Here is a 24803-nt window from a genome sequence, read left to right as displayed (position 1 = left end):
GGGGCTCAGGATTGGCTGGGAATGGTTTGCACGTTGAAGTGCGGCACTCGCCCAAGGGTCAGTAGCAACAGCGGACCGATCAGGCAGCAGGCGGCGCTATAAACCAGCATGGCGTTATACGATCCGGTGCGCGCCAGCATGTACGCAAAGAGCAACGGCGCCAGCGCCGAAGCCACGGTATTGAGGCCCTGATGCACGCCGAACAGGCGGCCGTATTCGCGCAAGCCGAAGTAGCGGGCAATCAGGAACGCGGCAATATCGAACTCCGCCCCGGCGCCAAAACCAACCAGCACCGCCGCCAGCATGAGCGGGGCAAATTCGGTGGTCGGGCTCAGGTAGATGAAACAACCGATAGCGGGCAGCACCAGGCTGATCGCAGACACAATCGGCGGCCACAGACGATCGAGCAGATAGCCGATAAGCATGCGGCCGAAGATCAGCGAAATACCAAAGCAGCTGAAAATGGTGGCCGCGTCCCCCGCGGATAGGCCTCGGGCTTGCAGCATGGGCACGGTGCTGGTGACCATGCCGACAATCGAAGAAATCACCAGGCTGAGCGCCAGGTTACAGGTCCAGAATTTCAGCGAGCCCATGCCTTCACGAAAAGACATGCCGGGCAATTGCTCCAGCGCACGCCCGCCGTCACGGTGACCGGCAACAGAGGGTAGTTTGAACCACAGCAGAATCAGCGGCAGCAGCACCAACAGATTGAGCAGCGCGAGAATCACGAAGGCCGCGCGCCAGTCCCATTGCTCGATGCCCCAGGCCATCAGCCGGGGAATGATGGCGGCAGTGACACCAGTCCCGGACAGACCAATGGCGAGCGCCAGGCCGCGATTGCTGTCGAACCAAAGACTGATCAGCTGGGTCCAGGTTACGGCCAGCGCGCCCATGCCGACGATGGGCAGCAGTGCAAAGGCGATGTACATCGACCAGATCGATTGGGTCAGCTGCGTGGTTGCCAGGTAACCGAGTGACAACAACAGCAGGGAAATAACGGTAACGCGCTTCATGCCGTAGCGCAGGTTGAACCAACCCACCAACTGCAATGACACCACCGCGCCGCCAAACAGAAAGGTGATGCAGGCTTGCAGCTCACTTTTGCTCCAGCCAAAGGCATCGCCGAGCGGCACGACCAGTGTGCCGAAACCATAGAGCAGGGCGGCGTTGATGCTGATGGCCACTCCGGCGACCGACAAAATCAGGATTTTCCAGCTTTGGCGGAATTCGCGCAGATCGATTGCCGCTTCGTTTCTAGACGGGTGCATGGAGTTGGCTTCCTTATAGGTTTTGTTGAGCCAAGCACTGCTACAAGTGGTGATGTGAATCACCGCCAGCAGATTCTTTGAACAGAATCTGGTTTTTTAATCAGAATAAAATCAGAAATTCGGCTTTGTCCAGCGCAGCTATCTGACTAACGGACAAACGAATTTCATGCGTTGCACCCACGGTTGAATCACTCTGAAGCCAGCCGTGTTCAACATCCTGCTGCGATTCCCTTTTTTTAAGCCAAGGCAATGATCAGGGACAGCGGATGAGCCTCAGCATATCCGCGTTAAAAATTAATTGCACATAAAATAAATAAGTGTTCATAATTTGCAAAAGCTGAACCTGATAAAGGAGAAAAAAATGAGTTCAGAAAAAGCGCAGTTCAAAGCGGTGGCCGACCGAAGCCGCTGCTGTGGTTATGGTTTGTGTGCTGCGATTTGCCCCAGCCTGTACAAGCTTGATGCCGATGGCATGGTGTACCTCGACGATGCCCGCGTGCCGCCGGAGTTGGAGGAGGAGGCTCGTGAGGGTGCAGCCGCTTGCCCCGCGGAGGCCATCTGGCTTGAGCCCATCACCCCGGATGACGAAGCCGTTTGATGGCGTGAGCGCCTGCCGCAAACGTGATAACCACTGAGGTGAGGATGTGCTAATGGGTCGATTACCAAACAAGGTCGCGCTGATAACCGGTACAGGCGGCGGCCAGGGCAGGGCTGCGGCGCTACGTTTTGCCCGTGAAGGGGCGATTGTGGTCGGTTGCGATTTCAATGCCGAAGGTCACGAGGAGACTGCAGCGTTGATGCAGGCCGAGGGTTTTACCCTGTACGGCTCGGCACCCGTGGACCTGGGTGATCATGAACAGGCCAAGGCCTGGATCGATGCCGCCGTGGCTGAACACGGGCGCATCGACATCCTGTACAACAACGCTTCCGCCGCACGCTTCGGGCTGGTCAGCGAGCTGTCGATCGAAGATTGGCAGTACACCATGCGCAACGAAATCGACCTGCTGTTCTATACCACCAAATATGCATGGCACCACTTGGCCGAACAGCGCGGAGTGATCATCAATGTATCGTCCACCGCTGCATGGGGTGGCTCGAAAGTGGCCGGCATTTCCGCGCATTCGGCTGCAAAGGGCGCTGTGGTGTCCTTCACTCGCCAGTTGGCGGTAGAAGGGGCGCCGTTCGGTATACGTGCGGTCAGTTTGAGCCCGGGATTTGTCGCGACGCCTGGCACCCGGCCTTTTCTGGAAGACCCCAAAATGCGCGCCATGCTGCTGGATGGCGTATTGATGGATCGCCCCGGCGAACCCGAGGAAGTGGTGGCAATGGCGGTCTTTGTCGCCTCGGATGAGGCTTCATTCATTACCGGTTCGGACTTCGTCATCGATGGCGGGTTACTCGCGATCTAGCACGCGCGGCGCCCTGGCATGGGCTACCGGCACCCTTTCATCTCGAACAATAACAAGGTGAATAACGTGGACATCATCGGTATCGGTTACATGGGCTTTGAGACCCCCAATCTCCAAGCGTGGCGTGAGTACGGCCCTCAGGTGATGGGTTTTGGCATAGGCAAGAACCCCGAGAGTGATCCCGATTCGCTGTACTTCAAGATCGATGATCGTCGGCATCGCTTCGCTTTTCATCCTGGCAAGGTAGACCGCATTGTCTACATCGGTTGGGAAGCGGTGGGGCGCATGGCGTTCGAGGACGGCATCAAGAAGCTGGCAGCCGCCAATGTCGACTTCACTCGCGGTGATGCTGAGCTGTGCGAAAAGCGTGGCGTGCGTGAATTAGTGCGTTTTCGTGACCCGGTGGGGTATCAGCACGAATTGTTTTACGGGCAAAAATGGCTGCCGCGCTCGTTCCAGCCGGGCCGCCCGCACAGTGGTTTCCTTGCCGACGAACGGGGTGCGGGTCATGTGGTGCTGATCACCCCGGACTACACTCCGGAACTGGAAGACTTCCTGCTTAATGTCATGGGTTTCAGCTGGTATGGCGCTGGTGCGGGCAAGGGACGAACCGGTTTCTTCCGCTCCAAACTCAACCATCACACCAGCCATGACATCGCTTATGGTCACGGACCGGGTCGCATGGGCGTGCAGCATGTCGGGCTGTTTGTACGCAACGTGCGTGATGTCGGTGAGACCTACGACATCGTGCGTCAGCGTGAACTGCCGATGATGATGACCCTCGGCCAACATGCCCAGGACCCCCATCTGTCGTTCTACCATTTCAATCCGTCCGGGTTCGCCTTCGAGACCATTGCTGAAATCGAGCCATGGCAAGGCGATCCCTATGAGCTGAATCCAGAAAAACTCAGCCTGTGGGGCCACGAAATGGTCGGGCCAATTCTCGGCGCCAGCGTCAAGACGCCGGAAGAAGTGCTCGACGCCGAGTACCTGCCGACCTACTTGGCCAAGCGCTGACATGCGTCTGGCGCGGGTCGAAGTTGCCGGGCAAGCGTTCTGGGCGTTGCTGAATGCGCAAGCTGATTGCTTTCGGCGAATTAATGCTCCTTTCGCCCACTGGGCCGGGCTAGGGGCGGATCTTGCTCCAGACGCCCTCGACCCGAGTGGCGAATGGTTGCCGTTGTCGGCTGCGCGCCTGCTTGCGCCATTGGAACCCGGTAGCCGGGTTTTTGGTGTGGGCCTCAATTACCTCAGCCACCTCAAGCGCCTTGGCAGTGATTCTCCGGCGCACCCGTTGGCGTACATGAAACCGGAGTCAGCGCTGGTTGGTGCCTATGACGAGATCGATTATTCGCCGCTGACCACCCAGCTTGATTACGAGGTGGAACTGGTCGCCGTAGTGGGCCGCCCGTTGCTGGATGAACCGCATGCCAGCGACTGCCTGCTGGGGTATACGGTGGGCAATGACATAAGTGCGCGCGATGCCGGCAAGCAGATTGGTCGTCTGGACCTGTTGACCCAGAAAGCCATGGACCGCACCACACCGGTAGGTCCATGGATCGTGACCGCGGACGAGCTGGGTGTAACGGGGCAACCGGCTTTAGATATGCGCCTGAGCGTTAACTATGAACTGCGCCAGCAGGACAATACCCGGCAGATGATTTTTCCCCTGGATGAGTTGCTCAATTATCTGGATGCACGCATCAGTCTGCGTCCTGGCGACCTGGTGTTTACCGGATCCACCCACGGCGTAGGACTGGAAAGCGGGCGTTTTTTACGGCCGGGTGATCGGGTCGAGGCTGAGATTGCAGGTATCGGTCGACAGAGCAATACCATCGCTGCGCCACGCCAACTCATCCCCGCCCGTGCGGCGGGGCGACTGGGTCAGCCGCTGGACAAGTAATCCCTGAAACTGACTGGCGTAGCCGCTGAGGAGTGATGATGAGCGAGGGTTCGGCGTGGGCGCCGTTTCGCAACAAAGCGTTCCGCGGTTTATGGCTGGCAGCCGCAGTGGTCAACATGGCTATCTGGATGCAGACGGTCGCCGCGGCGTGGATCATGACCACATTGACGACGTCGGCAGCCATGGTCTCTCTGGTGCAAACCGCCGTGACCCTACCGGTATTTCTGTTTGCCTTTCCCGGTGGGGTGATTGCCGATCGGGTAGACCGTCGCAGTTGGCTGATCATTACCCAGTGCATGATGCTGTTCGCCGCACTGGTGTTGTGTGTGCTGGCGTACAGCGCGCACATGGAAACCTGGGGCTTGTTGGCGTTTACCTTTGTGCTCGGTACTGGCAGTGCGCTGGGCATGTCGGCGTGGATGGTGACCATGGTCGGCGTACTGCCTCGCGACCAGGTGCCGGCTGCAGTGTCCTTGAACGGAATTTCCATCAATGCCACCCGGGCTTTGGGCCCCGCGTTGGCGGGTGCACTGATTGCATACTGGAACACGACCTCGGTATTTCTGGTGATCGCGCTGTGTATGTTCGCGGTGCTCCTCTTCCTCTTTCGTATCGCGCCCAACCCGCCTGCCGTGGGCTTGCCACCGGAAACCCTGACCGGTGGCATGCGCAGTGGCCTGCGCTATATCCGGCATTCAGCGGTCCTGTTCAGCGCCATGAAGCAGGTTCTTGTGTTCACCATGAGTGCCAGTGCTTTATGGGCCTTGCTGCCACTGGTGGCCAAGCAGGAATTGGGTATGGACGCTGGTGGTTATGGCTTGCTCATGGCGTTTCTTGGTGCCGGTGCAGTATTGGCTGCGCTGAGCTTGCCGCGGTTGTATCGCGTATTGGGCATGCGTCATCTGCTGGTTTGCGGCGCCATTTCCTTTGCCCTCGCCACCCTCACTGCCGCGCTATCCAACAACCGCTACGCGGTCTGCGCAATGCTGCTGCTGGCAGGGTTCGGCTGGATGGCGGTCAACGCGACCATTTCAACGGTGGTGCAAACCTATGCCGCCAATTGGGTGCGCGCACGGGTCGCATCGGTCTATGTGTTGATCCTGATGGGCGCGATGGCGGCCGGCGGTGCGATATGGGGGGCATTGGCCGAGTATCTGGGATTGAGCCAGAGCTTGCTGCTCTCGACACTGTTGTTGCTGGTCGGCATCGCGCTGACCCGAAATGGCCATGTGGAACTGGGCCAGGAAGCAGACTTTGCCGAGGTGCAGTTGACCGACACACTCCAGCTGGCCAGTCCGGTGTCCCATTCCGAAGGACCGGTATCGGTGGAGATTGTGTACCAGGTGGCGGCGCCGGACCGCGATGAATTTCTGGCTGCCGTATACGCGGTAGGCAAGGCGCGACGGCGCAACGGTGCGCAAAACTGGCGTTTGTACCGCGACATGGCGGACCCGCAACTCTACAGCGAGCGCTTTATTGTCGAGTCATGGCTGGAATACTTGCGCCAACAGGTTCGGGTGACCCAGGCCGACCAGGCCCAAGAGCGTCTCATCGAGCGTTTTCGTCGCGAAGATCTGCAAACCCGTCGTTTGATCTATCAGCCGCCAGTGAAATTAACCGATTGAAGTGTTCGAGTAATTCCCAGATAAAACTTTTACGGCGCCAATCATTCTCAGGTTAGAATGGCGCCACTCTAAAGTTACTGGATTGGGCATGGAACTCACTGACGTCAACGACAGCAGCAAATCGGCCGGCGCAACCCTCGTCAAGCCTGTATCCAACGCCATACGCATCTTGCGCTATCTCAGTCAGGTGGGCACGCCGGAACGTTCAGTGGACATCGCCCGGCAACTGAAAATCAATCCAAGTACCTGCTTCAACATCCTGCGCACCCTGGTGCAAGAGGAGGTGGTCGATTTCAGTGCCCTTTCCAAGCGTTACACCGTGGGCCTGGGCCTGGCGCGCCTGGTTGAACAATTGGTGACTCAGGGTCACCGCGTGCAAATGGCCAAACCCCTGTTGCAGAACCTGGCTGCACGCCAGCGGGTGACCATCACCCTGTGGCGCAAAATGAGCCCTGACCGCATCGTCATTGTCAGTTCCGCCGCGAGCCCGACCGATGTGCGTATCGACATGGCTGAAGGTCAGCGTCTGCCAATTCTGATGGGCGCCAGCGGCCGGTTGTTCGCTACGCAGATCGACCTCGACGATCCGGAAGTACAGAGCAGTTTCGAGACGATTCGCTGGGCCCAGCCGCTGTCGCTCGAGGTCTATCGCGAAGAAGTGAGAGAGGCCGCCGAGCGCGGTTGGGCAATGGACGATGGGCATTTTTCGGGGGGGATTCTTGCCATTGCGGCGCCGGTCTTCTCACCAACCAACAGCATCGATTTCACCGTGTCAGCGGTGATGTTCCGTGGCCAACGGGATGAAGAGGGCCTTGCCGAACTGGGCAAGGCGCTGATCGAGTTCTGCAGCGAAGTGGCCGGCGTACTCTACTGAGGCGCGCCGTTACTCGCGAACCAGTAGCAGGCTACCCCCCAGCGGGCCGCCTCCGGCTGCCACCGTACTGACGCGGTGTTCGCGGGTTTGCCGGCCTTCGGCACGACCCCACAGTTGCAGGCAGGCTTCATGCACGTAACCCAGGCCGTGGGTGCGTCCGCCAGACAGCTGCCCGCCATTGGTATTGATGGGCAAGCTGCCCTCCAGTGCGATGCGCGTGCCACCCTCGACGAACGCGCCACTTTCCCCAATGGGGCACAGGCCCAGGGCTTCAAGCCAGATCAGGGTCAAGATCGAAAATCCGTCATACAACTGCGCAGATTCAACATCCTGCGGGGTGTAGTCGGTGCGTGCCCACATCATCTCGCCAACATCGAAGGCGGCCATTTTGGTCAGGGAGATCTGATCCCACGACCAGGGCTGGTTCAACGCTGCGCCCATGGCCTCGATGCGAATTGGTTTATTTGGCTGGTCCTGGGCGATATCACGACGGGACAGGATGATGGCGGTGGACGCATCACAATGCACGTCGCAGTCGAACATGCGCAGAGGCGTTGAAATCATTCGCGATGCCATGTAGTCGTCCATGCTCATCGGCGTGCGGTACAGCGCCTTGGGGTTGCGCATGGCGTTCTGGCGACACGTCAGGGCTATCTGCGCCAGCTGCTCCGGTCGGGTGCCGTATTCATGGAAGTGACGCTGGGCATACAACGCCATCAGATTGATGCCCGATTGCACATTGAACGGGGTAAACCACTGCCAGGCGTAGCTGCTGTCGCGACCCTGGGTTTTGTTGGTCAGTGCGCCGGCCTGTTTGTTGAGCATACGGGCTGACGCTTCGGTGATGGTGCGAAACACCAGTACGTGCTTGCACAGGCCCGCCGCAATCGCCATGGCCCCGTTAATGACCCCGGTAAGCGGGCCGGGCCCTTCATAACCGCCACCGAACCAGTTGACGTTGAGCCCAAGGGCGCTCTTCAGCGCACTGGGACCGACCGGTGAGAACGGGTCGCCATTGTTGTTATCACCCGGCCAGCAGGCCACGCCGTCGATGTCGCTACGTTGCAGGCCGGCGTCCGCAATGGCTTCCAGGCAGGCGTCCAGGGTCAGGCGCATCGCTGACTTGGTAGACGGTCGGCCGATCTCTGATTGCCCGATACCGGTAATGGCTACGTCTTTTTCATAACGATGATCGAACATCACTGATCCTTCTCGAACAGAGGCAACCACACATCCTCGACATTGAGGAAGCTGACCCGTACCGGCATGTCGATATGTACATCCGTGACCGGCATGCCCACCACGTTACTCACGAACTGCAAGCCGGGTTGCTCAACGAGCTCGATGATCGCCACCACATAGGGCACCTCCAGGTCGGGGGTCCAGGGTTGATAGTTGATGGTGAAGCTAAGTACGGTGCCCTTGCCGGACACCGCTTGCGGCGCCACGTCGAAGCTTGCGCAATGCGGGCAGAGCGGGGCGGGCGGGTGGAAATACCGGCTACAGGCTGCGCAGCGATGAACGAGCAGTTCGCCCTGTTGACCGCCTTGCCAGAAGGCGCGGTTGTCGGCGTTGAGTGCAGGCAGTTTTCTAGGCATCAGCGGTCCGCAGGTGAGTGTTTGACTTGAAGTCATACGGTATCATTTGTACATATTTTCTAAAAGTGTCATATATTCATCCGGACAAAGGCGCGAATCGACCGTTCGCGCCGTAAAACAACAACAAGAGGATTTCGCGATGTCCCAATCACTATTGGACAAGAGGGTAGTCGTCACCGGCGGGTTTGGTGCCCTCGGCAGCGCACTTGGCAAATTTCTGCTGGCGCGAGGCGCCCGGGTGGCGTTGCTGGATCGTAGCGAGGCCCCAGCTGCCTTGCTGGATACGGAAAACCTGCTGTGCCTGGGTGGTGTCGACCTGACTTCGAGCGAGTCGGCCAGCGCTGCGTTCGAGCAGGTCGCGGGGCATTTGGGTGGCATCGACGGTTTGGTCAATGTCGCGGGCGGGTTTGCCTGGGAGACCGTCGAAGGTGGCAGCCTGCTGACCTGGGATCGCCTCTATCAGATGAACGTACGTACCGCAGTGGTCAGTTCTCAATCCGCGTTGACACACCTGCTGGATTCCAAGGCCGGGCGCATCGTCAACATTGGCGCGCTGGCCTCTGTCAAAGCCGCAACAGGTATGGGGGCTTATGCCGCCTCCAAGGCCGGTGTGGCCCGGTTGACCGAGGCGTTGGCCGAGGAACTGAAGGATCGTGGTGTAACGGTCAACGCTGTGCTGCCGAGCATCATTGACACCCCCGCCAACCGCGCCGACATGCCTGATGCTGACAGCAGCCGCTGGGTCACTCCGCAGGCGTTGGCGGCGGTAGTGGCGTTTCTTTTATCCGACGAAGCCGCAGCAGTAACCGGTGCGCTGCTCCCCGTGAGTGGTCGCGTATGAGACTGGTGACGTATACCGACGCCGAAGGGTTTGAGCGCGCGGGTGCATTGCTCAATCGGGATCAGCAGGTACTCGACCTGCAACACGCTTACCGCTTGCTGGAAGGTCGTGACAGTGTGGCGTTGAGCAGCATTCTGGCTTTGGTAGAGGCCGGCGAACCGGCGCTGGAATTGGCCCGCTCACTGGTCGCTAAGGCACCCTCGGCGGCGGTGCTGGAGCGTGCCAGCGTGAAGCTGCGTGCACCGATCCAGCCGCCTCCACAAATGCGCGACTGTTCCTGCTTCGAATTGCATCTGCGCCAGAGCTTCGCAGCGGCCCGTCGTGCCCGTGCGCTGCGTACCGAAGACCCGGAAGCCACGCTGAAAGCGATGAACACCCGCGCTGACGATCGGGTCATCGAGACTTTCAACAAGCAGCCTATTTACTACAAGGGCAACCGTTTCGCGGTGATTGGCATCGACGATGAATTTCAATGGCCGAGCTACAGCCGGGCGATGGATTTCGAACTGGAGTTCGGTTGCTACATCGGTAAGCGCGGCAAGGACATCAGCCGTGAAGCCGCCCGGGCGCATATCGTCGGCTACACCATCTTCAACGACATGAGTGCCCGCGACGCCCAGGCCCTGGAAATGCCCGGCATGCTCGGCCCGGCCAAGAGCAAGGATTTTGATACCGCCAATATCATGGGCCCCTGTCTGGTGACAGCCGATGAGCTGGGTGATCCCTATGACCTGAACATGGTCGCCCGGGTCAATGGCGAGGAGTGGGGGCGCGGCAATACCCGCGATATGCGCTGGAGTTTCGAAGACGTGATTGCCCACGTGTCCCGCTCGGAAACCCTGTACCCCGGCGAGTTTCTGGGCTCCGGCACGGTCGGCAACGGCTGCGGCCTGGAGCAATTGCGTTATTTGAAGCCTGGCGATGTGGTTGAACTGGAGATCGACGGCATTGGTGTGCTGCGCACTCAAGCGGGCAAGGCATCGAACAAGGATTGACGCGTACGTGAATGACGGAAGAATTCACTTACAAGTACAAAGTGAATTCTATGTACATAAATAGAGAAAGTGTCTTATATTTCGCTGCGACTACTGTCGTGACGCTCTGATCAGGAGGCAATCATGCTAACAAGAACAAGCCCCGTATTGTCTGATGGAACCAAGGTCTCTGACCTCATCTATCCCTCTAGCCGTGAAGTACAAATGCGCGTGTTGTCTGACCGCGAAATCTACGAGCTGGAGATGGAAAAAATCTTCGGCAAGATCTGGGTACTCCTGGGTCACGAGTCGGAGATCCCCAATTCCGGGGACTTCATGGTCCGCGACCTGGGCTCCGACTCGGTCATTGTTGCCCGTGGTAAAGAGGGCGAGGTGTTTGTAAACCTCAATGTGTGCCCGCACCGCGGCATGCGCATCAGCACCGCCGATTGTGGCAACACGCAAATTCATAAATGCATCTACCACGGCTGGGCCTTCCGCCCGAATGGCGACTTTGTCGGCTCACCCGTCGAGCGTGAGTGCATGCACGGCAAGATGCTGCCAAAAGAAGAACTGGGCCTGAAAAAGGCACGGGTCACGCTGTACGGCGGTCTGGTCTTTGCGACCTGGAATATCGATGGGCCGTCGTTTGACGAATTCCTCGGCGATGCCAAGTGGTATTACGACATGCTGTTCTGCCGCTCCGACAAGGGCATGGAAGTACTCGGCCCACCGCAGCGCTTTATCGTTAACGCCAACTGGAAAACGGCTGGCGAGCAATCGGCGGCTGACGGTTTCCACACACTGACCTTGCACCGTTGGCTGGGCGAAGTGGGCAATTACGCCAAGAAAGGCGAGGGTGAAACAGCCGACCTCAGCCCGGAAATGATCGGAGTTGAAATCAGCTCGCCCCATGGCCATGCCCTGCGCTGCATCGACCTGGCGCGCAAGATCAAGCGCCTGACCGGCCTCGATCCGGCAGAGTTGAGTGTGCAGCAGAAGCTCGAAGCATTGCCGCCTGCCGGCATGACCGCCGACATGGTCGAACAGCTGGCACGCAACTTGACCGAAGATCAGTTGAAAGTGCTCACCAGCATGCCGCCGCAAGTCGGTGGAATGTTCCCGAACATTCTTTTCGGTTTTGTCTACATTCCGCAGCCGGATGGCACTGTCGTCGGCTCGATGACCCTGCACGCCTACGTGCCGCAAGGTCCGGACAAGCTCGAGTTCGTCAACTGGGTATTTGCCGAGAAAGACGCTTCCCCGGAATTGCGCGACAAGATGCTCAAGCAAACCATCCAGCTGTTCGGCACGTCCGGCATGGTCGAGCAGGATGACTCCGATACCTGGCCGCACATGACGCTGGCTGCCAAGGGGGCGATGGGCCGCAAGAGCACGATGAAGTACCAGGCAGTCTTTGAAACGGGGGCGCCGGAAGGCTGGCCTGGCCCGGGCATCGTCAACGAAGGTTTCACCAAGGACGATACCCAGTGGCACTGGTGGTTGTACTGGCATGAGCTGATGACTGCATCGGATGACAAGTAAAGCGTCTGTTACGCCTGGTATGACTGCGGTCCTGAGGGGCCGCAGTTGCTGGAAACCGCATTAACAAGAATAAAAGTGAGGGAATGACTCATGGCTCAGGTTCAACAACGCGGTGTGGAGGATATCCAGCCGGGTTCCCCAGTCGGTACCAAGCGAGTACCGGTAGGCTCGCCGATTTACAACGATGTGGTGACCTTTCTCTACGAGGAAGCCACGCTGCTGGACCAGATTCGCCTGCAGGAGTGGGCCGAACGCCTGGACACCGACCTGGTGTACACAGTGCCGCTACGCCAGACGCGCTTGGCCGCCGAGTTGAAAACCACCATCGTGCGCAGCGTTCAGCATTACCACGATGACTACCGCTCGATCATGGGCCGAATCCTGCGCCTGTCCGGCAAAAGTGCCTGGGCGGAAGATCCTCCTTCGCGTACCCGACGTCTGGTGACCAACGTGTTTGTCGAAGAAACCGACAAGAGCGATGAGTTTGTGGTGACCAGTTACCTGCTGCTGACCCGTAGCCGGTTCAAGGACCACCACGTCGACATTATCAGTGGCGAACGGCGTGATGTGCTGCGCCTGAGTGAAGTGGGATTCAAGTTGGCGCGGCGCGAAGTCATCATTGACCAGGCGGTGCTTGGAACACCCAATCTGGCCGTCTTCCTCTAGTTCGTACCGGCGGTCTGGTTTGAACCCGGATCGCCGTACCTTGAAGGCATTGGCCGCTCTGTTCTTGACGCAAGAGCGAAGCGGCTATTGCTGTTGTCTCAGCCATTGCTGATCCTCTGCGCACAACTTGAGCTGCTCGTGGCTGAAATCCAGAGTCGAGCCTTTCATGCGCAGTGCCTGCTCCGCACGTTCGGGTTGCTGGCTGTAGCAGAGGGCGCTGGTAGCGGCGTGAATCTGGGCGTCGAGGTTGTACGCACGCCCCATCGAAATCAGGGTGCAGCGGCGAAGCAAAAGAGCCGCTTCGGCGGCTTCTTCATTGAGGGTGCTCAGTGCCCAGCGTGCCATACCTTCGCGAAGGTTGATGCCGCAGTAGGGGGCTGGTCTTTCGATCAGGGTGCCATCGACTTCCCAGCTCAGCTTTTCAACGCCGTCGCACAGCAACGTAGCGCGAGTGTGATTGGCAATACGCTGGCCGACGTTGATGTCATAACGGCGCTGGTGGGGGCCTCGAGCGGCCGCCGCGACAGCGAGGCCCGCGAGGTCCAGCAGATGGGTGCATTGATGACTGGCATCGGTCTGACGGGTGACCGAGTGGGCTATCCGGTCCAGTTTCATGCCCACCAGGTGCTGTAATTGATCGCAAGCCTGAGGGCACAAGGAATAAGGGTAGCGAAGCGCTTCGCCGCCAATGGCGGTGACTTCACCTTGATGGTGGCAGACCCAGACACGGAAGTGGTGGAAGTCGTCTTCCAGCGCGGCTCGGACTTCGCCCGTGCCATTGCCGGGATGAGCAATGATGTCTACGCGGCGACGAAATACACTCATCCTCAATATCCTTGCTTCAATGCTGTTCAGGCTGACGAAATCAGCTATATTTGAACACTATAACCAAAAATGTTCACTAAAAAACAAGAAATGGAGTGGCTATGGCACTGCTAAACGAACAGGTCGCGTTGATTACCGGTGCAGGTGGCGGAATAGGCCGCGGTATCGCGCTGAACTTTGCCAAAGAGGGCGCTGCTGTGGTGGTCGCCGAGCTGGATGTCACCAGTGGCGAGGCCATAGTCGCCGAACTCAAAGCGCTGGGTGCCCAAGCGGTGTTCATCAAGACCGACGTGTGCAGCAAGGCCGATATCGAAGCTGCCGTGCAATTGGCCGTTGATCAGTTCGGTGGTCTGGACATATTGGTTAACAACGCCTTTGCGCCAACACCCAATGTCCTTCTGGAAGAAAAAACCGACGCGATGCTGGAGAAAACCCTCGGTTCTACAGTGTGGGCGGCCTGGTGGGCGATGAAAGCCGCACTGCCCCACATGAAAGCGAGAGGCGGCGGCAAGATTATCAACTTCTATTCCATCGATATCGAGATCGGCGCCTGGTTGCACGGCGACTACAACACGGCAAAGGCAGCGATCGTGGGGCTGACTCGTAGCGCGGCTTCTGAATGGGGGCGGTTCAACATTCGAACCAATGCCATCGCACCGACTGCGATGGGTGCGACCTTTCACAAACTCGCTGCAGAGAACCCGGGGTTTGCCGAAATGTCCGCTTCGATGCGTCCGTTGGGGCGCTGTGGCGAGCCTGAAGCTGATATCGGGCCGGTGGTGGTATTCCTCGCTTCGGAGATGTCGCGCTTTATCACTGGCGAGACCATTCACGTCGATGGTGGCCTGCACTTACCCGGTTACAACTCCCGCCCCAAAGGCATTCCCGTGCGCGAGTATTGATTACCCCGGTTGATGCAGGAGCGAGCAAGCTCGCTCCTGCAAAGAAGGCTCCAGGCCCAAGAGACGCGAAAGCCCGCTTCAAAGCGGGCTTTCGACGTTGGATCGACGAGACATACCGGGCAGGACCGTTACTTTTTGGACACCACGATCGATGTGGTTTCCAGATCCCAGGTGGCGGCGGTTTTACCTTCATCGCGCAGCAGATACTTCAACACCCGACCCTGCGGGTTTTTCGGCAAGCTGCTGCGAAACTCGATGTAGCGCGGCAAGGCATAGTAGGGCACCGAGTCGGTGGCCCAATGGAACAGCTGCTCCGGGTCTAGCGTCACGCCTTCATGCAGTACGGCAGTCACCTTCACATCATCCTCGCCTTTATCAGAAGGCACGGCATGCACCGCCACTTCGGCCAGTGCCGGGTGAGAAGCAAAGGCTGCTTCCATTTCAAAGCTGGAAATGTTCTCCCCCCTGCGACGCATGTAGTCCTTCTTGCGGTCGACAAAGTAGAAGAAGCCATCATCATCGAATTTGCCAACGTCGCCGGTGTGGAACCACATGTTGCGCATCAGCTTCTGGGTATCCTCCGGACGACGCCAGTAGCCCTGGAACATGATGTCGGGACGGAGCGGGCGCACCACGATTTCGCCAGGGGAGTTGGGCGGTACTTCCTGATCGAGGTCGTCGACGATCCTAACGTCAAAATCTGCAATACGTTTACCCGACGAGCCGGGCGCGGCGTATTCCCCGGCAGCCAGCGAAGTGATAACGCAGGCTTCGGTCAGGCCATAGCCGTTGCCGCCTACCAGCTTGGTGCCGAAGCGCTCGCGCCAGATCTTTTTGGTTTCTTCGGTATAAGGGTTGCCACGGGCGGTATGGATCTGCCCGACGCAGCGCAACATCGCTTCGTTATCTGGCGCCTGGGCGAGGAGGCCGCCCATGCCACCCAGGATCGAGGCAATGGTCGCGCCCGAGCGCTCCACTTCCGGCCAGAAATTCGAGACCGAGAACCGCGCAAGAATGGCGGCGCGCGCGCCCACCAGAATGCTGGCAATGATGGATACACACAGCGCATTCATGTGAAACAGCGGCAGCGGCGTGATGGTGACGTCGTCGGCACTGGCCGGACCGGCACGTAGTTGCAGGCGCGCCAGATTGCACATGAAGTTGTAGCTGATCATGCAGCCCTTGGAAGGGCCCGTTGTACCCGAGGTGTAAATCAGGCAGGCGAGGTCTGAAGGTTGCGGTTTATTGACGAGTGGGGTGGCGTCATGGCCACGCCATTCATCCAGTGGCGCAATACGAATCGGGCAATCAGGAACTGCTTCGAGGGTGCCACGGTGAAGAATGTGGTGGACGTCCTGCAGTTGTGAGGCGAGCGGGGTGATGCGTGGCAGGTAGGCTGCTTCGCAAATTACCACCGAGGTGCCGGTATCGGCGATCTGATGGCGGAGGAACTCGCCCTTGAGCGCGGTGTTGATCGGCACACTCACGGCGCAGAGCTTGTTGATGGCCAGCCAGGTGGTGACGGCATCGATATTGTTATCCAGCATCGTCAGCACGGTTTCACCGGCCTTGACGCCCAGGGTGGCAAGTGCGTTGGCCATCTTGGTGGAAAGTGAGTCAACCTGAGCATATGTGTATAACTCACCGCTGAAATCCAGCAATATTTTGTCTGGATGCCTTGCTACCGCGCGATCTAACGCGTCAATGACAGTGTCTCGTTCTCCCACTGCCCAGGTGTCTGGATTTCCACTGCTACCCATCAGTTTTCTCCTTTAGGCATCCGTAAGCGGTCGGGTTGCCTGATTTTATTTTGAAGAGAGAATCTGATTCTAAATACAAACGTCTTAAATGTCTTTAGCAATAAGTTGAACATATAGTGTTATTTATGCACAGATCCTGTGCTAACGTTGCACAATCTTTACTCTTCATGAGCCTGTCACGCCATGCCAAAAGCCGCACCCAAGAAAGCAGAGGCGCCAGCGCCGGCTAGCAAACCCAAAAAAAATGCGCCACCTGAAGCAGGGGCGAGCCCGGCTAAACCCGTCGAGCGACGTGCTGCTGCCAACTCAGTGGCAGGAACCAAAGTCAAGCCGAATCGCCGTTCGGAAGAAACCATTGCCAACATCCTTAAAGCCACTGAGGAAGTCGTGCTGATGTCTGGCGCGGATCGTATTTCGATCCTGGATGTGTGCCAGGTAGCGGGCGTTTCCCGTGGCACCTTTTATCGCTATTTCGCTTCGCAAGAGGACTTGCTGGACACCTTTTCACGCCACAAGCGCGAAAGCTTTCACAGCTCGCTGTCCCAGGAACTCGGTCACATCAGTGATCCTGAAGCGCGCTTGAATGCGCTGTTTACCTATCTCGACAACTACCTGGAGCAAAGTCGGGCTCGGCGTCTTCTGGTGGTTGCACCCGACTACGCGCTGGGCTTCTTCCGACGGATTTTCCACGATTCGATCGTGCGCTTTCAGGATGGCCTGGGCATCGTTTTCGACGACTGGGACGAACGCCTCGGGGTGCGTCTTGACCGTGAGCTGATCTGCGAAATGATCATTCGTTACGTGTTGAGCGAAATCCTCGTGCCAGAAGCCGCGGGGCGTCGATTGTTCCCGGTCCGGGTGAAAAAACTCCTGGGCGCGCTGATCATGGGTTCTACCTCGCGCACCCGCCGCTGACCTTAAAGAACTACCCATCGCGCAAACAAAAGCCCCCGTTTATCGGGGGCTTTGCGTTTCCGTACGCTAATTTTTCCCCTCCTGCATTCCACTCTTTTTCGAGGCTGACTCGAAGTTTTGGACCCCTCTAAGCATTTTTCGACGCGAGTTGAGGGCTCTGGGTCAGGCCTCTCCGCGCGCAAATAAAATAAATTGAACAGTATTTTGATTTCTGCTCAATTTAATCTTAAGCTCTGGTCTTGGCAGTGAGCCGTCGGCTTCCCCTTTTCGCGGCAATTTGATCCAGGCCACGTGAAGGCACCGCACAAATAACCAACAAAAAGTGCCAACTTCGAGGTACCTAGACATGCTTATCGATCTTCACGCCCACGCACCGCACCCTGGCTATTACAACCAGCACCCTCACTGGGGGCCGTTCTTTGAGCAGCACGCCGATGGCGATATCAAGCTGCGTGTCGGTGACTGGATTCTCGGTCTTGGGTCGCCAGAGCGTAAGGCTGCCGTGCGCTCCGGCAAGGGGCCCAAGCTTGAAGAGTATTTTGCGCGCTGGGCTGATCCGAAAGTGCGCTTGGCTGGCATGGATGCGGCGGGACAAAACCTGCAGGTCGTGTCCGTACCGTCCCACTGCTACATGTACTGGACCGAAGCCGAATTCGCCGTGCCTTTCGCCCGTACCGTCAACGAGACATTGGCTGAATACTGCTCCGCAGCTCCTGATCGCTTGATGTTCTGGGCTCACGTGCCTTTGAATGCGCCAGAAGCGGCGGCGGCTGAATTGCGCTACGCCTGCACCGTACTGGGCGCTAAAGGTCTGGTCGCTGGCGGCGCCAACTTCGGCGGCCTGGAGTTCGATTCGCCGGAACTCGACGTGGTGTGGAAAACCCTCTGTGATCTGGATCTGCCGATGTTTATTCACGGCTACAACCAGTCGGTCACCTGGGGCAAGAACGCCAACGACGACCGTTACGAAACCACCGCCATCGTTGGCATGCAGTACGACGAAAGCCGTTGTTTCTGGAACCTGATTTGCGGCGGCGTACTGGATCGCTTCCCTGACCTTAAGGTGTACATCACCCATGGCGGCGGCTATGTCCCGTACCAGCTCGGTCGTCTGGCCAAGACCAACGAGAACCTCGACGTCAAATACAACAAAAAGCCGCTGCTCGAGTACATGAAAAACTTCTACTTCGACGTTGAGCTGCATGAAGTACCGATGCGCCAGGCGTTGGTCGATATCATCGGTGCAGACCATGTGCTGTACGGCAGCAACTTCGGCGGTAGCGATGCCGTGCGTCACGACCTGACCCATGGCCTGAAGTTGTCCGACGCCGACTTGCGCAAGATTCGCTATGAAAACGCATGCCGCTTGCTGCACATCGATCCTGCCAAGTTGGGCAAGGTAGGTGCCTGATGAAGCTGGCACGATGTGAGTATTTTGCTACCGGCGTTTTTTGGGCTGTCGTGGATGAGGCCCAGGACCAGGTGACGCCAATTTCCGGCAATTTCAAAGATTGGGCGCCCGGCGTGACTGCCGGACGCGGCATCAGTTCGTTGCGATTCGCCGGGCCAGCGCTCCCCCTTTCCAAAGTGCGCCTGTTGCCGCCGATAGAACCCGTCAACCGGGTGGTCGTGGCTGGCGCTAATTACGCCAAGCATCTGGTGGAGTTTGGATTGAGTGCGCCGTCCCAGCCAGTCGCCTTTCTCAAGGCTTATGGCGCGCTGATTGGCGCCAATGACCCGATCCGCTTTCCACCGTTGACTGAGGAGCTCGATCACGAAGTTGAATTGGTGGCGGTCATCGGTACTGACGAGATTGACCTGGAAAACCCGCTTGCCTGCGTGCTCGGTTACACCGTCGGCAATGACGTCAGCGCGCGCGATCTGCAGCGTAGTGGGCCGGCGGGCATCGGCATGGATCTGTTCGCGGCCAAAAGCCAGGATCGGACTACTGGACTTGGTCCCTGGATCGTCACGAAGGATGAATTTGCGCAAGGGTCACCAACGCTGCGCCTGACCTTGAAAGTAAATGGTGAGACGCGCCAGGACGGCTCCACCGGCGAAATGACCTGGGGTGTTGATCATCTGATCCGCTTTGTCCAGCAGCGCTCGAGTTTTGCCTGTGGCGATGTGTTGTTCACGGGATCGCCGGCGGGAGTGGGGATGGGCACCGGTCTGTTCCTCAAGGAAGGCGATGTGGTCGAAGCCAGCGTCGAAGGCATTGGCACGTTGCGCAATGTGGTCAGTAAAAAGAACCGCGCCTAATCGAGAGCCAAACATGAACGCCAATAAAGAAAAAGTAGTCGTCGTCGGTGCGGGTCTGATGGGCACCGGTATTGCGCATGCGTTCGCCAGCTCCGGTTTCAGTACCTTGTTGGTCGATACCAATGCCGCCTCCCTGACAAACGCCAGGGCGAGCATCGAAAAAATCCTCGCCGATGGCGTGCGCCTGGGCAAAGTCAGCGAAGAAAAAGCCCGGCAATCGTTGGCCAATCTACTGACCTGCAGCGACTTGACTGAAGCGGCGAGTGGCGCCAATTGGCTGGTTGAAACAGTCTCAGAGCAGTTGGCAGTGAAGAAGGCGGTGCTCGCGCAAGCGGCGCCACTGCTGGCACCGGACGCGATTATAGCGACCAATACGTCGGCCCTGAGCGTGACCGAAATTGCGGCGTCAGTGGAGTGTGCAGATCGCGTGATCGGCATGCACTTCTTCAATCCGGTGCACAAAATGAAACTGGTGGAGCTCGTGCGGGGGCTGGCTACCAGTGATGAGGTCGTGGCGCGCACGCGTACCTTGTGCGAGCAGATTGGCAAAACCTCGATCATCGTCAATGAGTCACCAGGATTGACCACCAGTCGCATGTCTGCGCTGTTGGGCAACGAGGCAATGTGGATGCTGCAGGAAGGCACCGCGACCGCTGAAGACATCGACACGGCTCTGCGCCTGGGCTTTAACCATCCGATGGGCCCATTGGAGCTGGGTGACCTGACTGGTTGGGATACGCGGCTGTCTGTTCTGCGTTATCTGCATCAGACCCTGGGTGAGAAATTCAGGCCGTGCCCGCTGATCATCAAAATGGTCGCTGCCGGGCGACTGGGGCGAAAGTCAGGGCAGGGGGTTTACCGCTACGAAGACGGTAAACAAGTACCAGGTTCAGGGCTCAAGGCGAGTGCGTTATGAAAGACATCGTCATAGTTGATGCGGTACGCACGCCAATCGGCAAGTTCCGCGGCAGCCTGGCCGGCGTGCGCGCCGATCACCTCGGGTCGCTGGTGCTCAGCCGGTTGCTGGAACGGGTCGATGTGTCGCCGACGTTGGTCGACGATGTGATATTTGGCAATGTCACGCAAATTGGCGAGCAGTCCGCCAACATCGCCCGTACAGCCTTGCTCGGTGCCGGTTGGCCGGTCACCGTGCCGGGCCTGACCATCGACCGTAAATGTGGGTCGGGCGAAGTGGCCGTGCATTTGGCCGTTGGCGCCATCGCGGCTGGATCCGCTGATATCGTGGTGGCAGGTGGTGCGGAAAACATGAGCCGCGTGCCCATGGGCAGTAACCGTGAAATTCACGGCGAAGCGTTTGGCTGGATGGCAGTGCAACGCTATGAACTGACCAGTCAGGGCGAGGCTGCTGAACGTATCGCCGACAAATGGGCGCTCAGTCGCGATGCGCTGGATGATTTCGCTTTTGCCAGCCATCAGCGTGCTGCCGCGGCGTCCGATGCTGGTTATTTCGATAATGAAATAGTGCCGGTTGCGGTCGAGGAGCTACGAGAGCAAGTGCTGACGGAGCCAGTTGCTGTGTTGCGCGAGGACGAAACCATTCGCCGTGATACATCGCGGGAAAAACTGTCGACGCTAAAAACCAGTTTTCGTCCGGACACCGGTCGAATCACCGCTGGCAACTCGTCACAGATCTCCGACGGAGCAGCGGCATTGCTGTTGATGAGTGCCGAAACCGCGAAAAAACTCGGGCTCAGGGCTCGAGCGCGGATTGTGGCGTTCACAACCGTCGGGTCCGATCCGACGTTAATGCTCACCGGGCCGATTGCTGCCACCCAAAAGGTGTTGAGCCAGGCCGGGCTGAACATCAACGACATCGACTTGTTCGAGGTCAATGAAGCGTTTGCCTCGGTGCCGCTAGCCTGGATGCAGGAGACCGGTGTGTCGCACGACAAGTTGAACGTCAACGGTGGCGCTATTGCCCTCGGTCATCCATTGGGCGCCAGTGGTGCACGCTTGATGACCACCTTGTTGAACGAGCTTGAGCGCCGCGGCGGGCGTTTTGGCCTGCAAGCCATTTGCTGCGCCGGCGGCATGGGCACGGCGACCATTATCGAACGGCTCGATTGAGATGGCGCGCCTACCGCTGATCCCACTGGATGCCATGCCGGCTGCGTTGCAAGACGCGGTGGAGCGGGGCCGGCGCAGTCGCATGCTCAGTTCAACGACGCCGGTGCAGGTCTGGGCTCACCGACCCAAGGTAGCCCTGGCCTGGCTGGGTTTGATGGAGAGCCTGCACAGCGACAGCCTGCTCGATGAGCGTTTACGCGAGTTGGTGCGGCTGAAAATCGCCAGCATCACCACTTGCCAGGCCTGCCAACTGGCGCGCAAGTCCGACTCAGTTACTGAAGAGGATATTGCGTGCATGGCGACGGACAGCGAGTCCTTCACGCCAGCCGAACGTGCCGCGTTGCGTTATGCCGAGTTGTTTGCCAGCGATTACCTGGAGATCGACGACACGCATTTCTTGCGACTCGGGGAGTTTTTCTCTGACGCCCAGGTGGCAGAGCTGGGGCTGTACTGCGCCCTGATGTTGGCGGGTGGCCGCATGACACTGGTGCAGCAGGCCTATTGACACGTCTCGCAGCACAAATAGTTGATCGAATTATTAATAAGTGTCCAATACCGATCTAGTCAGGCCTATTATCAGCCAGAAGGTATGGCCTTAAGCAGCTACCTGACAAAAAATAATGACAAAAATAGCGGAGACGATCATGTCCACACCGGTGCAGAACGATCTGACGAAGGCTTTCACCGACGTAGCCAGTAATTATCGCGGTACCAGCGATATCGACCTGCACGCGACTTACCGCGATATGCGCGCCAATTCGCCCGTGCTGCAAGGCAACTTCATGGCAAGTCTGGGCGTGCCGTCGATTGCCGGCCTGGATGCCAGCCGGCCAACCTTCACACTGTTCAAATACGACGATGTCATGGCGGTCATGCGTGACGCCGGCACCTTTACCAGCGGTTTTATCGCCGAGGGGCTGGGTGCGTTTTTCGATGGCTTGATCCTCACTGCAATGGACGGGGATGCTCACAAGAACATCCGTAATCTGCTGCAACCGGTATTCATGCCCGAGACGGTGAATCGCTGGAAAGAAACTAAGATCGATCGGGTGATTCGCGAGGAGTATCTCAAGCCGATGGTCCCGGCCAAGGGTGCCGATCTGATGGACTTTGCCCTGTATTTTCCGATCCGGGTGATTTACGCGTTGATCGGCTTTCCCGAGGATCGTCCCGAGCAGATCGAGCAGTACGCGGCCTGGGCGCTGGCCATCCTGGCGGGCCCGCAAGTCGATCCGGAAAAAGCCGCCGCGGCCCGCGGCGCGGCCATGCAGGCCGCTCAGGCTCTGTACGATGTGGTGAAAGTGGTGGTGTCCGAGCGTCGCGCCGAGGGCGCATCGGGCGATGACCTGATCAGCCGGCTGATCAACGCGGAGTATCAAGGACGGTCGCTGGACGATCATGAAATCGCCACCTTTGTACGCTCACTGCTCCCGGCTGCCAGCGAAACCACGACTCGCACCTTCGGTACCTTGATGTCGTTGCTGCTGCAAAATCCGGAGGTGCTGGAGCGGGTGCGTAATGACCGTAGCCTTGTAAACAAGGCCATCGACGAGGCGGTGCGCTTCGAGCCTGTGGCCACCTTCAAGGTGCGTCAGGCCGCCAAGGACCTGGAGATCCGCGGTGTAGCCATCCCCAAAGGGGCAATGGTGCAATGCATCGTGACCTCGGCCAATCGCGACGAAGATGCATTCGAAAACGCCGATAAATTCGACATCGACCGCAAGCCCAAACCTTCGTTTGGCTTCGGCTTTGGCCCACACATGTGTATCGGTCAATTCGTGGCCAAAACCGAGATCAACTGCGCACTGAATGCGATCCTCGACCTGATGCCCAACATCCGTCTCGACCCTGACAAACCCGGGCCGCAGATCGTCGGCGCACAGCTGCGCGGTCCGCACTATTTGCACGTGCTGTGGGACTGATGGAGATGCGCACTCGATTTAATATGAACAGATTCAAAAAATGTGTTTAATTAAATAGAGATGTGCACTATGATTCAGGCACAACAACAAGCCCGAATGCGAAGGGGAAAACAATGAAAGTTGAAGATCTGATTCTTGTCAGCGTCGATGACCACGCGATCGAGCCGCCGAATGCTTTTGCTCGCCACATGCCCGCCCGCTTCAAGGGTCGTGAGCCGCATGTGGTCAAAAAGGGTGATCGTGATGTGTGGGTCTTCGAGGAACAGGCCACTGGCTACATGGGCCTCAATTCCGTGGTCGGTCGACCAAAAGAGGAATACGGCATGGAGCCGCTGGGCTACGAGCAAATGCGCCGTGGCACCTGGAACATCAAGGACCGCGTCGACGACATGAACGCCAACGGCGTACTCGGTTCATTGTGCTTCCCCACCTTTCCGGGTTTTGCCGGACAGCGTTTCCAGGTACACGCTGACCGAGACGTGGCGATGGCGGCCATCCAGGCCTACAACGACTGGCATTTGCACGATTGGTGCAACGCTGCGCCAGGCCGTTTCATTCCGCTGATGATCGTGCCGTGGTGGGACATGAAAGCCGCGGCTGCCGAAGTCGAACGTCTGGCCAGACAAGGTGTGCACGCGCTTTCGCTGTCGGACAACCCGGCTATTCATGGCTACCCGTCGATCCATAGCGATTACTGGGACCCGCTGTGGAAAGCCTGCAGCGATAACAAGGTGGTGATCTGCTGCCATATCGGTACCGGCGTGAAAGCTCAACACGCTTCGGATTTGTCGCCTATCGACGCTTGGATCACCTCCATGCCGATTTCCATCGCCAACTCCGCCGCAGACTGGATCTGGGCGCCGATGTGGAAGAAATTCCCGGACCTGCGCATGGCGCTTTCCGAAGGCGGCATCGGCTGGATTCCTTATTTGCTGGAGCGTGCTGACTTCACCCACCGTCACCATAACGCGTGGACCAATTCCAACTTCGACGGGAAGATGCCCAGCGACATCTTCAACAAGCACTTCATCACCTGCTTCATTGAAGATAATTTCGGCCTGAAGAACCTCGATTATCTGAACGCCGAGATGGTTACGTGGGAAAGCGATTACCCGCACTCCGACTGCACCTGGCCGAACTCGCCGGAAACCGCTTGGGAAGGGTTGCAGCACCTGCCTAAAGAGATGATCGACAAAGTCACTCACTTGAACGCAATGCGTGAGTTTTCCTTCGATCCGTTCGCTATCCACGGTCGGGAAAACTGCACGGTCGGCGCGCTGCGGGCTCAGGCCACGCACGTCAGCACCGAGCCAGCACTGGGCTTGGGTGGTGCCGATCATGGTCGTCACGACAACAAGCCGGTCACCTCCGGCGACATCAATGCGATGTTTGCCGAGGCTGACGCGCAAACCGCGTTGTAAGTTGC

General features: G+C 58.3%; 24 protein-coding genes. 19 read left to right on the top strand and 5 right to left on the bottom strand.

The features are described 5' to 3' along the window. Positions 1-5 precede the first annotated feature (5 nt). On the bottom strand, positions 6-1268 hold the full coding sequence (locus H7698_RS00700) for an MFS transporter (RefSeq protein ID WP_020300798.1): 1263 nt from the start codon (positions 1266-1268) through the stop codon (positions 6-8). Positions 1269-1629: 361 nt separating this feature from the next. Here H7698_RS00700 and H7698_RS00695 point away from each other — a divergent pair, with 361 nt between their 5' ends. The 6 genes from H7698_RS00695 to H7698_RS00670 all read left to right on the top strand — a co-directional run bounded on the left by H7698_RS00695 (position 1630) and on the right by H7698_RS00670 (position 7079). After that, positions 1630-1866 (top strand): ferredoxin, encoded by a 237-nt coding sequence (locus H7698_RS00695; RefSeq protein WP_020300797.1) that lies wholly within the window; start codon positions 1630-1632, stop codon positions 1864-1866. A gap of 52 nt (positions 1867-1918) precedes the next feature. Then, a complete protein-coding gene (locus H7698_RS00690; RefSeq protein WP_020300796.1) occupies positions 1919-2677 on the top strand; it encodes an SDR family NAD(P)-dependent oxidoreductase in 759 nt (252 codons plus the stop codon). Positions 2678-2743: 66 nt separating this feature from the next. Continuing rightward, entirely contained in the window at positions 2744-3694 is a 951-nt protein-coding gene (locus H7698_RS00685; protein WP_032904513.1) for a VOC family protein, read from the top strand. Between the two features lies 1 nt (position 3695). Further along, a complete protein-coding gene (locus H7698_RS00680; RefSeq protein WP_020300794.1) occupies positions 3696-4580 on the top strand; it encodes a fumarylacetoacetate hydrolase family protein in 885 nt (294 codons plus the stop codon). A gap of 38 nt (positions 4581-4618) precedes the next feature. Next, positions 4619-6205 carry an MFS transporter gene (locus tag H7698_RS00675; protein WP_020300793.1) on the top strand — a complete coding sequence of 529 codons (1587 nt, stop codon included), beginning with the start codon at positions 4619-4621 and terminating at the stop codon, positions 6203-6205. An 88-nt stretch (positions 6206-6293) separates the two neighbouring features. Then, the gene (locus H7698_RS00670; RefSeq protein WP_020300792.1) at positions 6294-7079 is read left to right on the top strand and encodes an IclR family transcriptional regulator; all 786 of its coding nucleotides are present in this window, start codon (positions 6294-6296) and stop codon (positions 7077-7079) included. 9 nt (positions 7080-7088) lie between these two features. Here the strand turns inward: H7698_RS00670 and H7698_RS00665 are convergent, their stop codons facing one another. Together H7698_RS00665 and H7698_RS00660 are read right to left on the bottom strand one after the other, a co-directional pair. Next, a complete protein-coding gene (locus H7698_RS00665) occupies positions 7089-8279 on the bottom strand; it encodes a thiolase family protein (protein ID WP_020300791.1) in 1191 nt (396 codons plus the stop codon). Then, on the bottom strand, positions 8279-8677 hold the full coding sequence (locus H7698_RS00660; RefSeq protein WP_020300790.1) for a Zn-ribbon domain-containing OB-fold protein: 399 nt from the start codon (positions 8675-8677) through the stop codon (positions 8279-8281). The genes H7698_RS00665 and H7698_RS00660 overlap by 1 nt, the downstream gene beginning before the upstream one ends. 139 nt (positions 8678-8816) lie before the next feature. Between H7698_RS00660 and H7698_RS00655 the strand changes: the two genes are divergently transcribed. From H7698_RS00655 to H7698_RS00640, 4 genes are all read left to right on the top strand, one after another. Then, positions 8817-9518 (top strand): SDR family NAD(P)-dependent oxidoreductase, encoded by a 702-nt coding sequence (locus tag H7698_RS00655; RefSeq protein ID WP_020300789.1) that lies wholly within the window; start codon positions 8817-8819, stop codon positions 9516-9518. Further along, positions 9515-10513 (top strand): fumarylacetoacetate hydrolase family protein, encoded by a 999-nt coding sequence (locus H7698_RS00650; RefSeq protein WP_020300788.1) that lies wholly within the window; start codon positions 9515-9517, stop codon positions 10511-10513. Before H7698_RS00655 ends, H7698_RS00650 begins: the two co-directional genes overlap by 4 nt. Before the next feature lie 123 nt (positions 10514-10636). Beyond that, positions 10637-12037, top strand: a complete 1401-nt coding sequence (locus H7698_RS00645) for an aromatic ring-hydroxylating dioxygenase subunit alpha (protein WP_057005046.1) — start codon at positions 10637-10639, stop codon at positions 12035-12037. 90 nt (positions 12038-12127) lie between these two features. Next, the gene (locus H7698_RS00640; protein WP_057005047.1) at positions 12128-12703 is read left to right on the top strand and encodes an aromatic-ring-hydroxylating dioxygenase subunit beta; all 576 of its coding nucleotides are present in this window, start codon (positions 12128-12130) and stop codon (positions 12701-12703) included. A gap of 84 nt (positions 12704-12787) precedes the next feature. Here H7698_RS00640 and H7698_RS00635 read toward each other — a convergent pair whose 3' ends face one another. Continuing rightward, the gene (locus tag H7698_RS00635; RefSeq protein WP_057005048.1) at positions 12788-13528 is read right to left on the bottom strand and encodes a DUF2889 domain-containing protein; all 741 of its coding nucleotides are present in this window, start codon (positions 13526-13528) and stop codon (positions 12788-12790) included. 101 nt (positions 13529-13629) lie between these two features. Between H7698_RS00635 and H7698_RS00630 the strand changes: the two genes are divergently transcribed. Further along, positions 13630-14430, top strand: coding sequence for an SDR family NAD(P)-dependent oxidoreductase (locus H7698_RS00630; RefSeq protein WP_126588877.1), 801 nt, complete (start codon positions 13630-13632; stop codon positions 14428-14430). A 128-nt stretch (positions 14431-14558) separates the two neighbouring features. Here H7698_RS00630 and H7698_RS00625 read toward each other — a convergent pair whose 3' ends face one another. Beyond that, complete coding sequence (locus tag H7698_RS00625) at positions 14559-16190, bottom strand: ATP-dependent acyl-CoA ligase (RefSeq protein WP_057005050.1); 1632 nt, start codon at positions 16188-16190, stop codon at positions 14559-14561. A gap of 183 nt (positions 16191-16373) precedes the next feature. On the opposite strand from H7698_RS00625, the gene H7698_RS00620 reads away from it, so the two are divergent. The 8 genes from H7698_RS00620 (at position 16374) to H7698_RS00585 (ending at position 24798) form a co-directional block, all read left to right on the top strand. Then, on the top strand, positions 16374-17105 hold the full coding sequence (locus tag H7698_RS00620) for a TetR/AcrR family transcriptional regulator (RefSeq protein WP_194690346.1): 732 nt from the start codon (positions 16374-16376) through the stop codon (positions 17103-17105). A gap of 346 nt (positions 17106-17451) precedes the next feature. Beyond that, complete coding sequence (locus H7698_RS00615) at positions 17452-18516, top strand: amidohydrolase family protein (protein ID WP_020300781.1); 1065 nt, start codon at positions 17452-17454, stop codon at positions 18514-18516. Next, positions 18516-19367 carry a fumarylacetoacetate hydrolase family protein gene (locus H7698_RS00610; protein ID WP_057005052.1) on the top strand — a complete coding sequence of 284 codons (852 nt, stop codon included), beginning with the start codon at positions 18516-18518 and terminating at the stop codon, positions 19365-19367. The genes H7698_RS00615 and H7698_RS00610 overlap by 1 nt, the downstream gene beginning before the upstream one ends. Before the next feature lie 13 nt (positions 19368-19380). Then, entirely contained in the window at positions 19381-20283 is a 903-nt protein-coding gene (locus tag H7698_RS00605; protein ID WP_057005053.1) for a 3-hydroxyacyl-CoA dehydrogenase, read from the top strand. Beyond that, positions 20280-21455: a thiolase family protein gene (locus H7698_RS00600; protein ID WP_057005054.1), complete on the top strand. Its 1176-nt coding sequence runs from the start codon at positions 20280-20282 to the stop codon at positions 21453-21455. Before H7698_RS00605 ends, H7698_RS00600 begins: the two co-directional genes overlap by 4 nt. 1 nt (position 21456) lies before the next feature. Further along, positions 21457-21960: a carboxymuconolactone decarboxylase family protein gene (locus H7698_RS00595; RefSeq protein WP_169850674.1), complete on the top strand. Its 504-nt coding sequence runs from the start codon at positions 21457-21459 to the stop codon at positions 21958-21960. A 139-nt stretch (positions 21961-22099) separates the two neighbouring features. Beyond that, positions 22100-23377: a cytochrome P450 gene (locus H7698_RS00590; RefSeq protein ID WP_057005055.1), complete on the top strand. Its 1278-nt coding sequence runs from the start codon at positions 22100-22102 to the stop codon at positions 23375-23377. 113 nt (positions 23378-23490) lie between these two features. Then, entirely contained in the window at positions 23491-24798 is a 1308-nt protein-coding gene (locus tag H7698_RS00585) for an amidohydrolase family protein (protein WP_057005056.1), read from the top strand. The last annotated feature ends 5 nt before the right edge of the window (positions 24799-24803 follow it).

This window comes from Pseudomonas sp. p50(2008) (genome assembly GCF_015351605.1).
Taxonomy (GTDB): domain Bacteria; phylum Pseudomonadota; class Gammaproteobacteria; order Pseudomonadales; family Pseudomonadaceae; genus Aquipseudomonas.
Note: the sequence above shows the minus strand (reverse complement) of the source record. Positions and strands in the feature narration are given on the sequence as shown.

Excerpts from the sequence above, each read along its gene's own strand:
- H7698_RS00700 (WP_020300798.1), bottom strand. The coding sequence starts at position 1,268 with ATGCACCCGTCTAGAAACGAAGCGGCAATCGATCTGCGCGAATTCCGC.
- H7698_RS00695 (WP_020300797.1), top strand. The coding sequence starts at position 1,630 with ATGAGTTCAGAAAAAGCGCAGTTCAAAGCGGTGGCCGACCGAAGCCGC.
- H7698_RS00690 (WP_020300796.1), top strand. The coding sequence starts at position 1,919 with ATGGGTCGATTACCAAACAAGGTCGCGCTGATAACCGGTACAGGCGGC.
- H7698_RS00680 (WP_020300794.1), top strand. The coding sequence starts at position 3,696 with ATGCGTCTGGCGCGGGTCGAAGTTGCCGGGCAAGCGTTCTGGGCGTTG.
- H7698_RS00675 (WP_020300793.1), top strand. The coding sequence starts at position 4,619 with ATGAGCGAGGGTTCGGCGTGGGCGCCGTTTCGCAACAAAGCGTTCCGC.
- H7698_RS00670 (WP_020300792.1), top strand. The coding sequence starts at position 6,294 with ATGGAACTCACTGACGTCAACGACAGCAGCAAATCGGCCGGCGCAACC.
- H7698_RS00665 (WP_020300791.1), bottom strand. The coding sequence starts at position 8,279 with ATGTTCGATCATCGTTATGAAAAAGACGTAGCCATTACCGGTATCGGG.
- H7698_RS00660 (WP_020300790.1), bottom strand. The coding sequence starts at position 8,677 with ATGCCTAGAAAACTGCCTGCACTCAACGCCGACAACCGCGCCTTCTGG.
- H7698_RS00655 (WP_020300789.1), top strand. The coding sequence starts at position 8,817 with ATGTCCCAATCACTATTGGACAAGAGGGTAGTCGTCACCGGCGGGTTT.
- H7698_RS00650 (WP_020300788.1), top strand. The coding sequence starts at position 9,515 with ATGAGACTGGTGACGTATACCGACGCCGAAGGGTTTGAGCGCGCGGGT.
- H7698_RS00645 (WP_057005046.1), top strand. The coding sequence starts at position 10,637 with ATGCTAACAAGAACAAGCCCCGTATTGTCTGATGGAACCAAGGTCTCT.
- H7698_RS00640 (WP_057005047.1), top strand. The coding sequence starts at position 12,128 with ATGGCTCAGGTTCAACAACGCGGTGTGGAGGATATCCAGCCGGGTTCC.
- H7698_RS00635 (WP_057005048.1), bottom strand. The coding sequence starts at position 13,528 with ATGAGTGTATTTCGTCGCCGCGTAGACATCATTGCTCATCCCGGCAAT.
- H7698_RS00630 (WP_126588877.1), top strand. The coding sequence starts at position 13,630 with ATGGCACTGCTAAACGAACAGGTCGCGTTGATTACCGGTGCAGGTGGC.
- H7698_RS00625 (WP_057005050.1), bottom strand. The coding sequence starts at position 16,190 with ATGGGTAGCAGTGGAAATCCAGACACCTGGGCAGTGGGAGAACGAGAC.
- H7698_RS00620 (WP_194690346.1), top strand. The coding sequence starts at position 16,374 with ATGCCAAAAGCCGCACCCAAGAAAGCAGAGGCGCCAGCGCCGGCTAGC.
- H7698_RS00615 (WP_020300781.1), top strand. The coding sequence starts at position 17,452 with ATGCTTATCGATCTTCACGCCCACGCACCGCACCCTGGCTATTACAAC.
- H7698_RS00610 (WP_057005052.1), top strand. The coding sequence starts at position 18,516 with ATGAAGCTGGCACGATGTGAGTATTTTGCTACCGGCGTTTTTTGGGCT.
- H7698_RS00605 (WP_057005053.1), top strand. The coding sequence starts at position 19,381 with ATGAACGCCAATAAAGAAAAAGTAGTCGTCGTCGGTGCGGGTCTGATG.
- H7698_RS00600 (WP_057005054.1), top strand. The coding sequence starts at position 20,280 with ATGAAAGACATCGTCATAGTTGATGCGGTACGCACGCCAATCGGCAAG.
- H7698_RS00595 (WP_169850674.1), top strand. The coding sequence starts at position 21,457 with ATGGCGCGCCTACCGCTGATCCCACTGGATGCCATGCCGGCTGCGTTG.
- H7698_RS00590 (WP_057005055.1), top strand. The coding sequence starts at position 22,100 with ATGTCCACACCGGTGCAGAACGATCTGACGAAGGCTTTCACCGACGTA.
- H7698_RS00585 (WP_057005056.1), top strand. The coding sequence starts at position 23,491 with ATGAAAGTTGAAGATCTGATTCTTGTCAGCGTCGATGACCACGCGATC.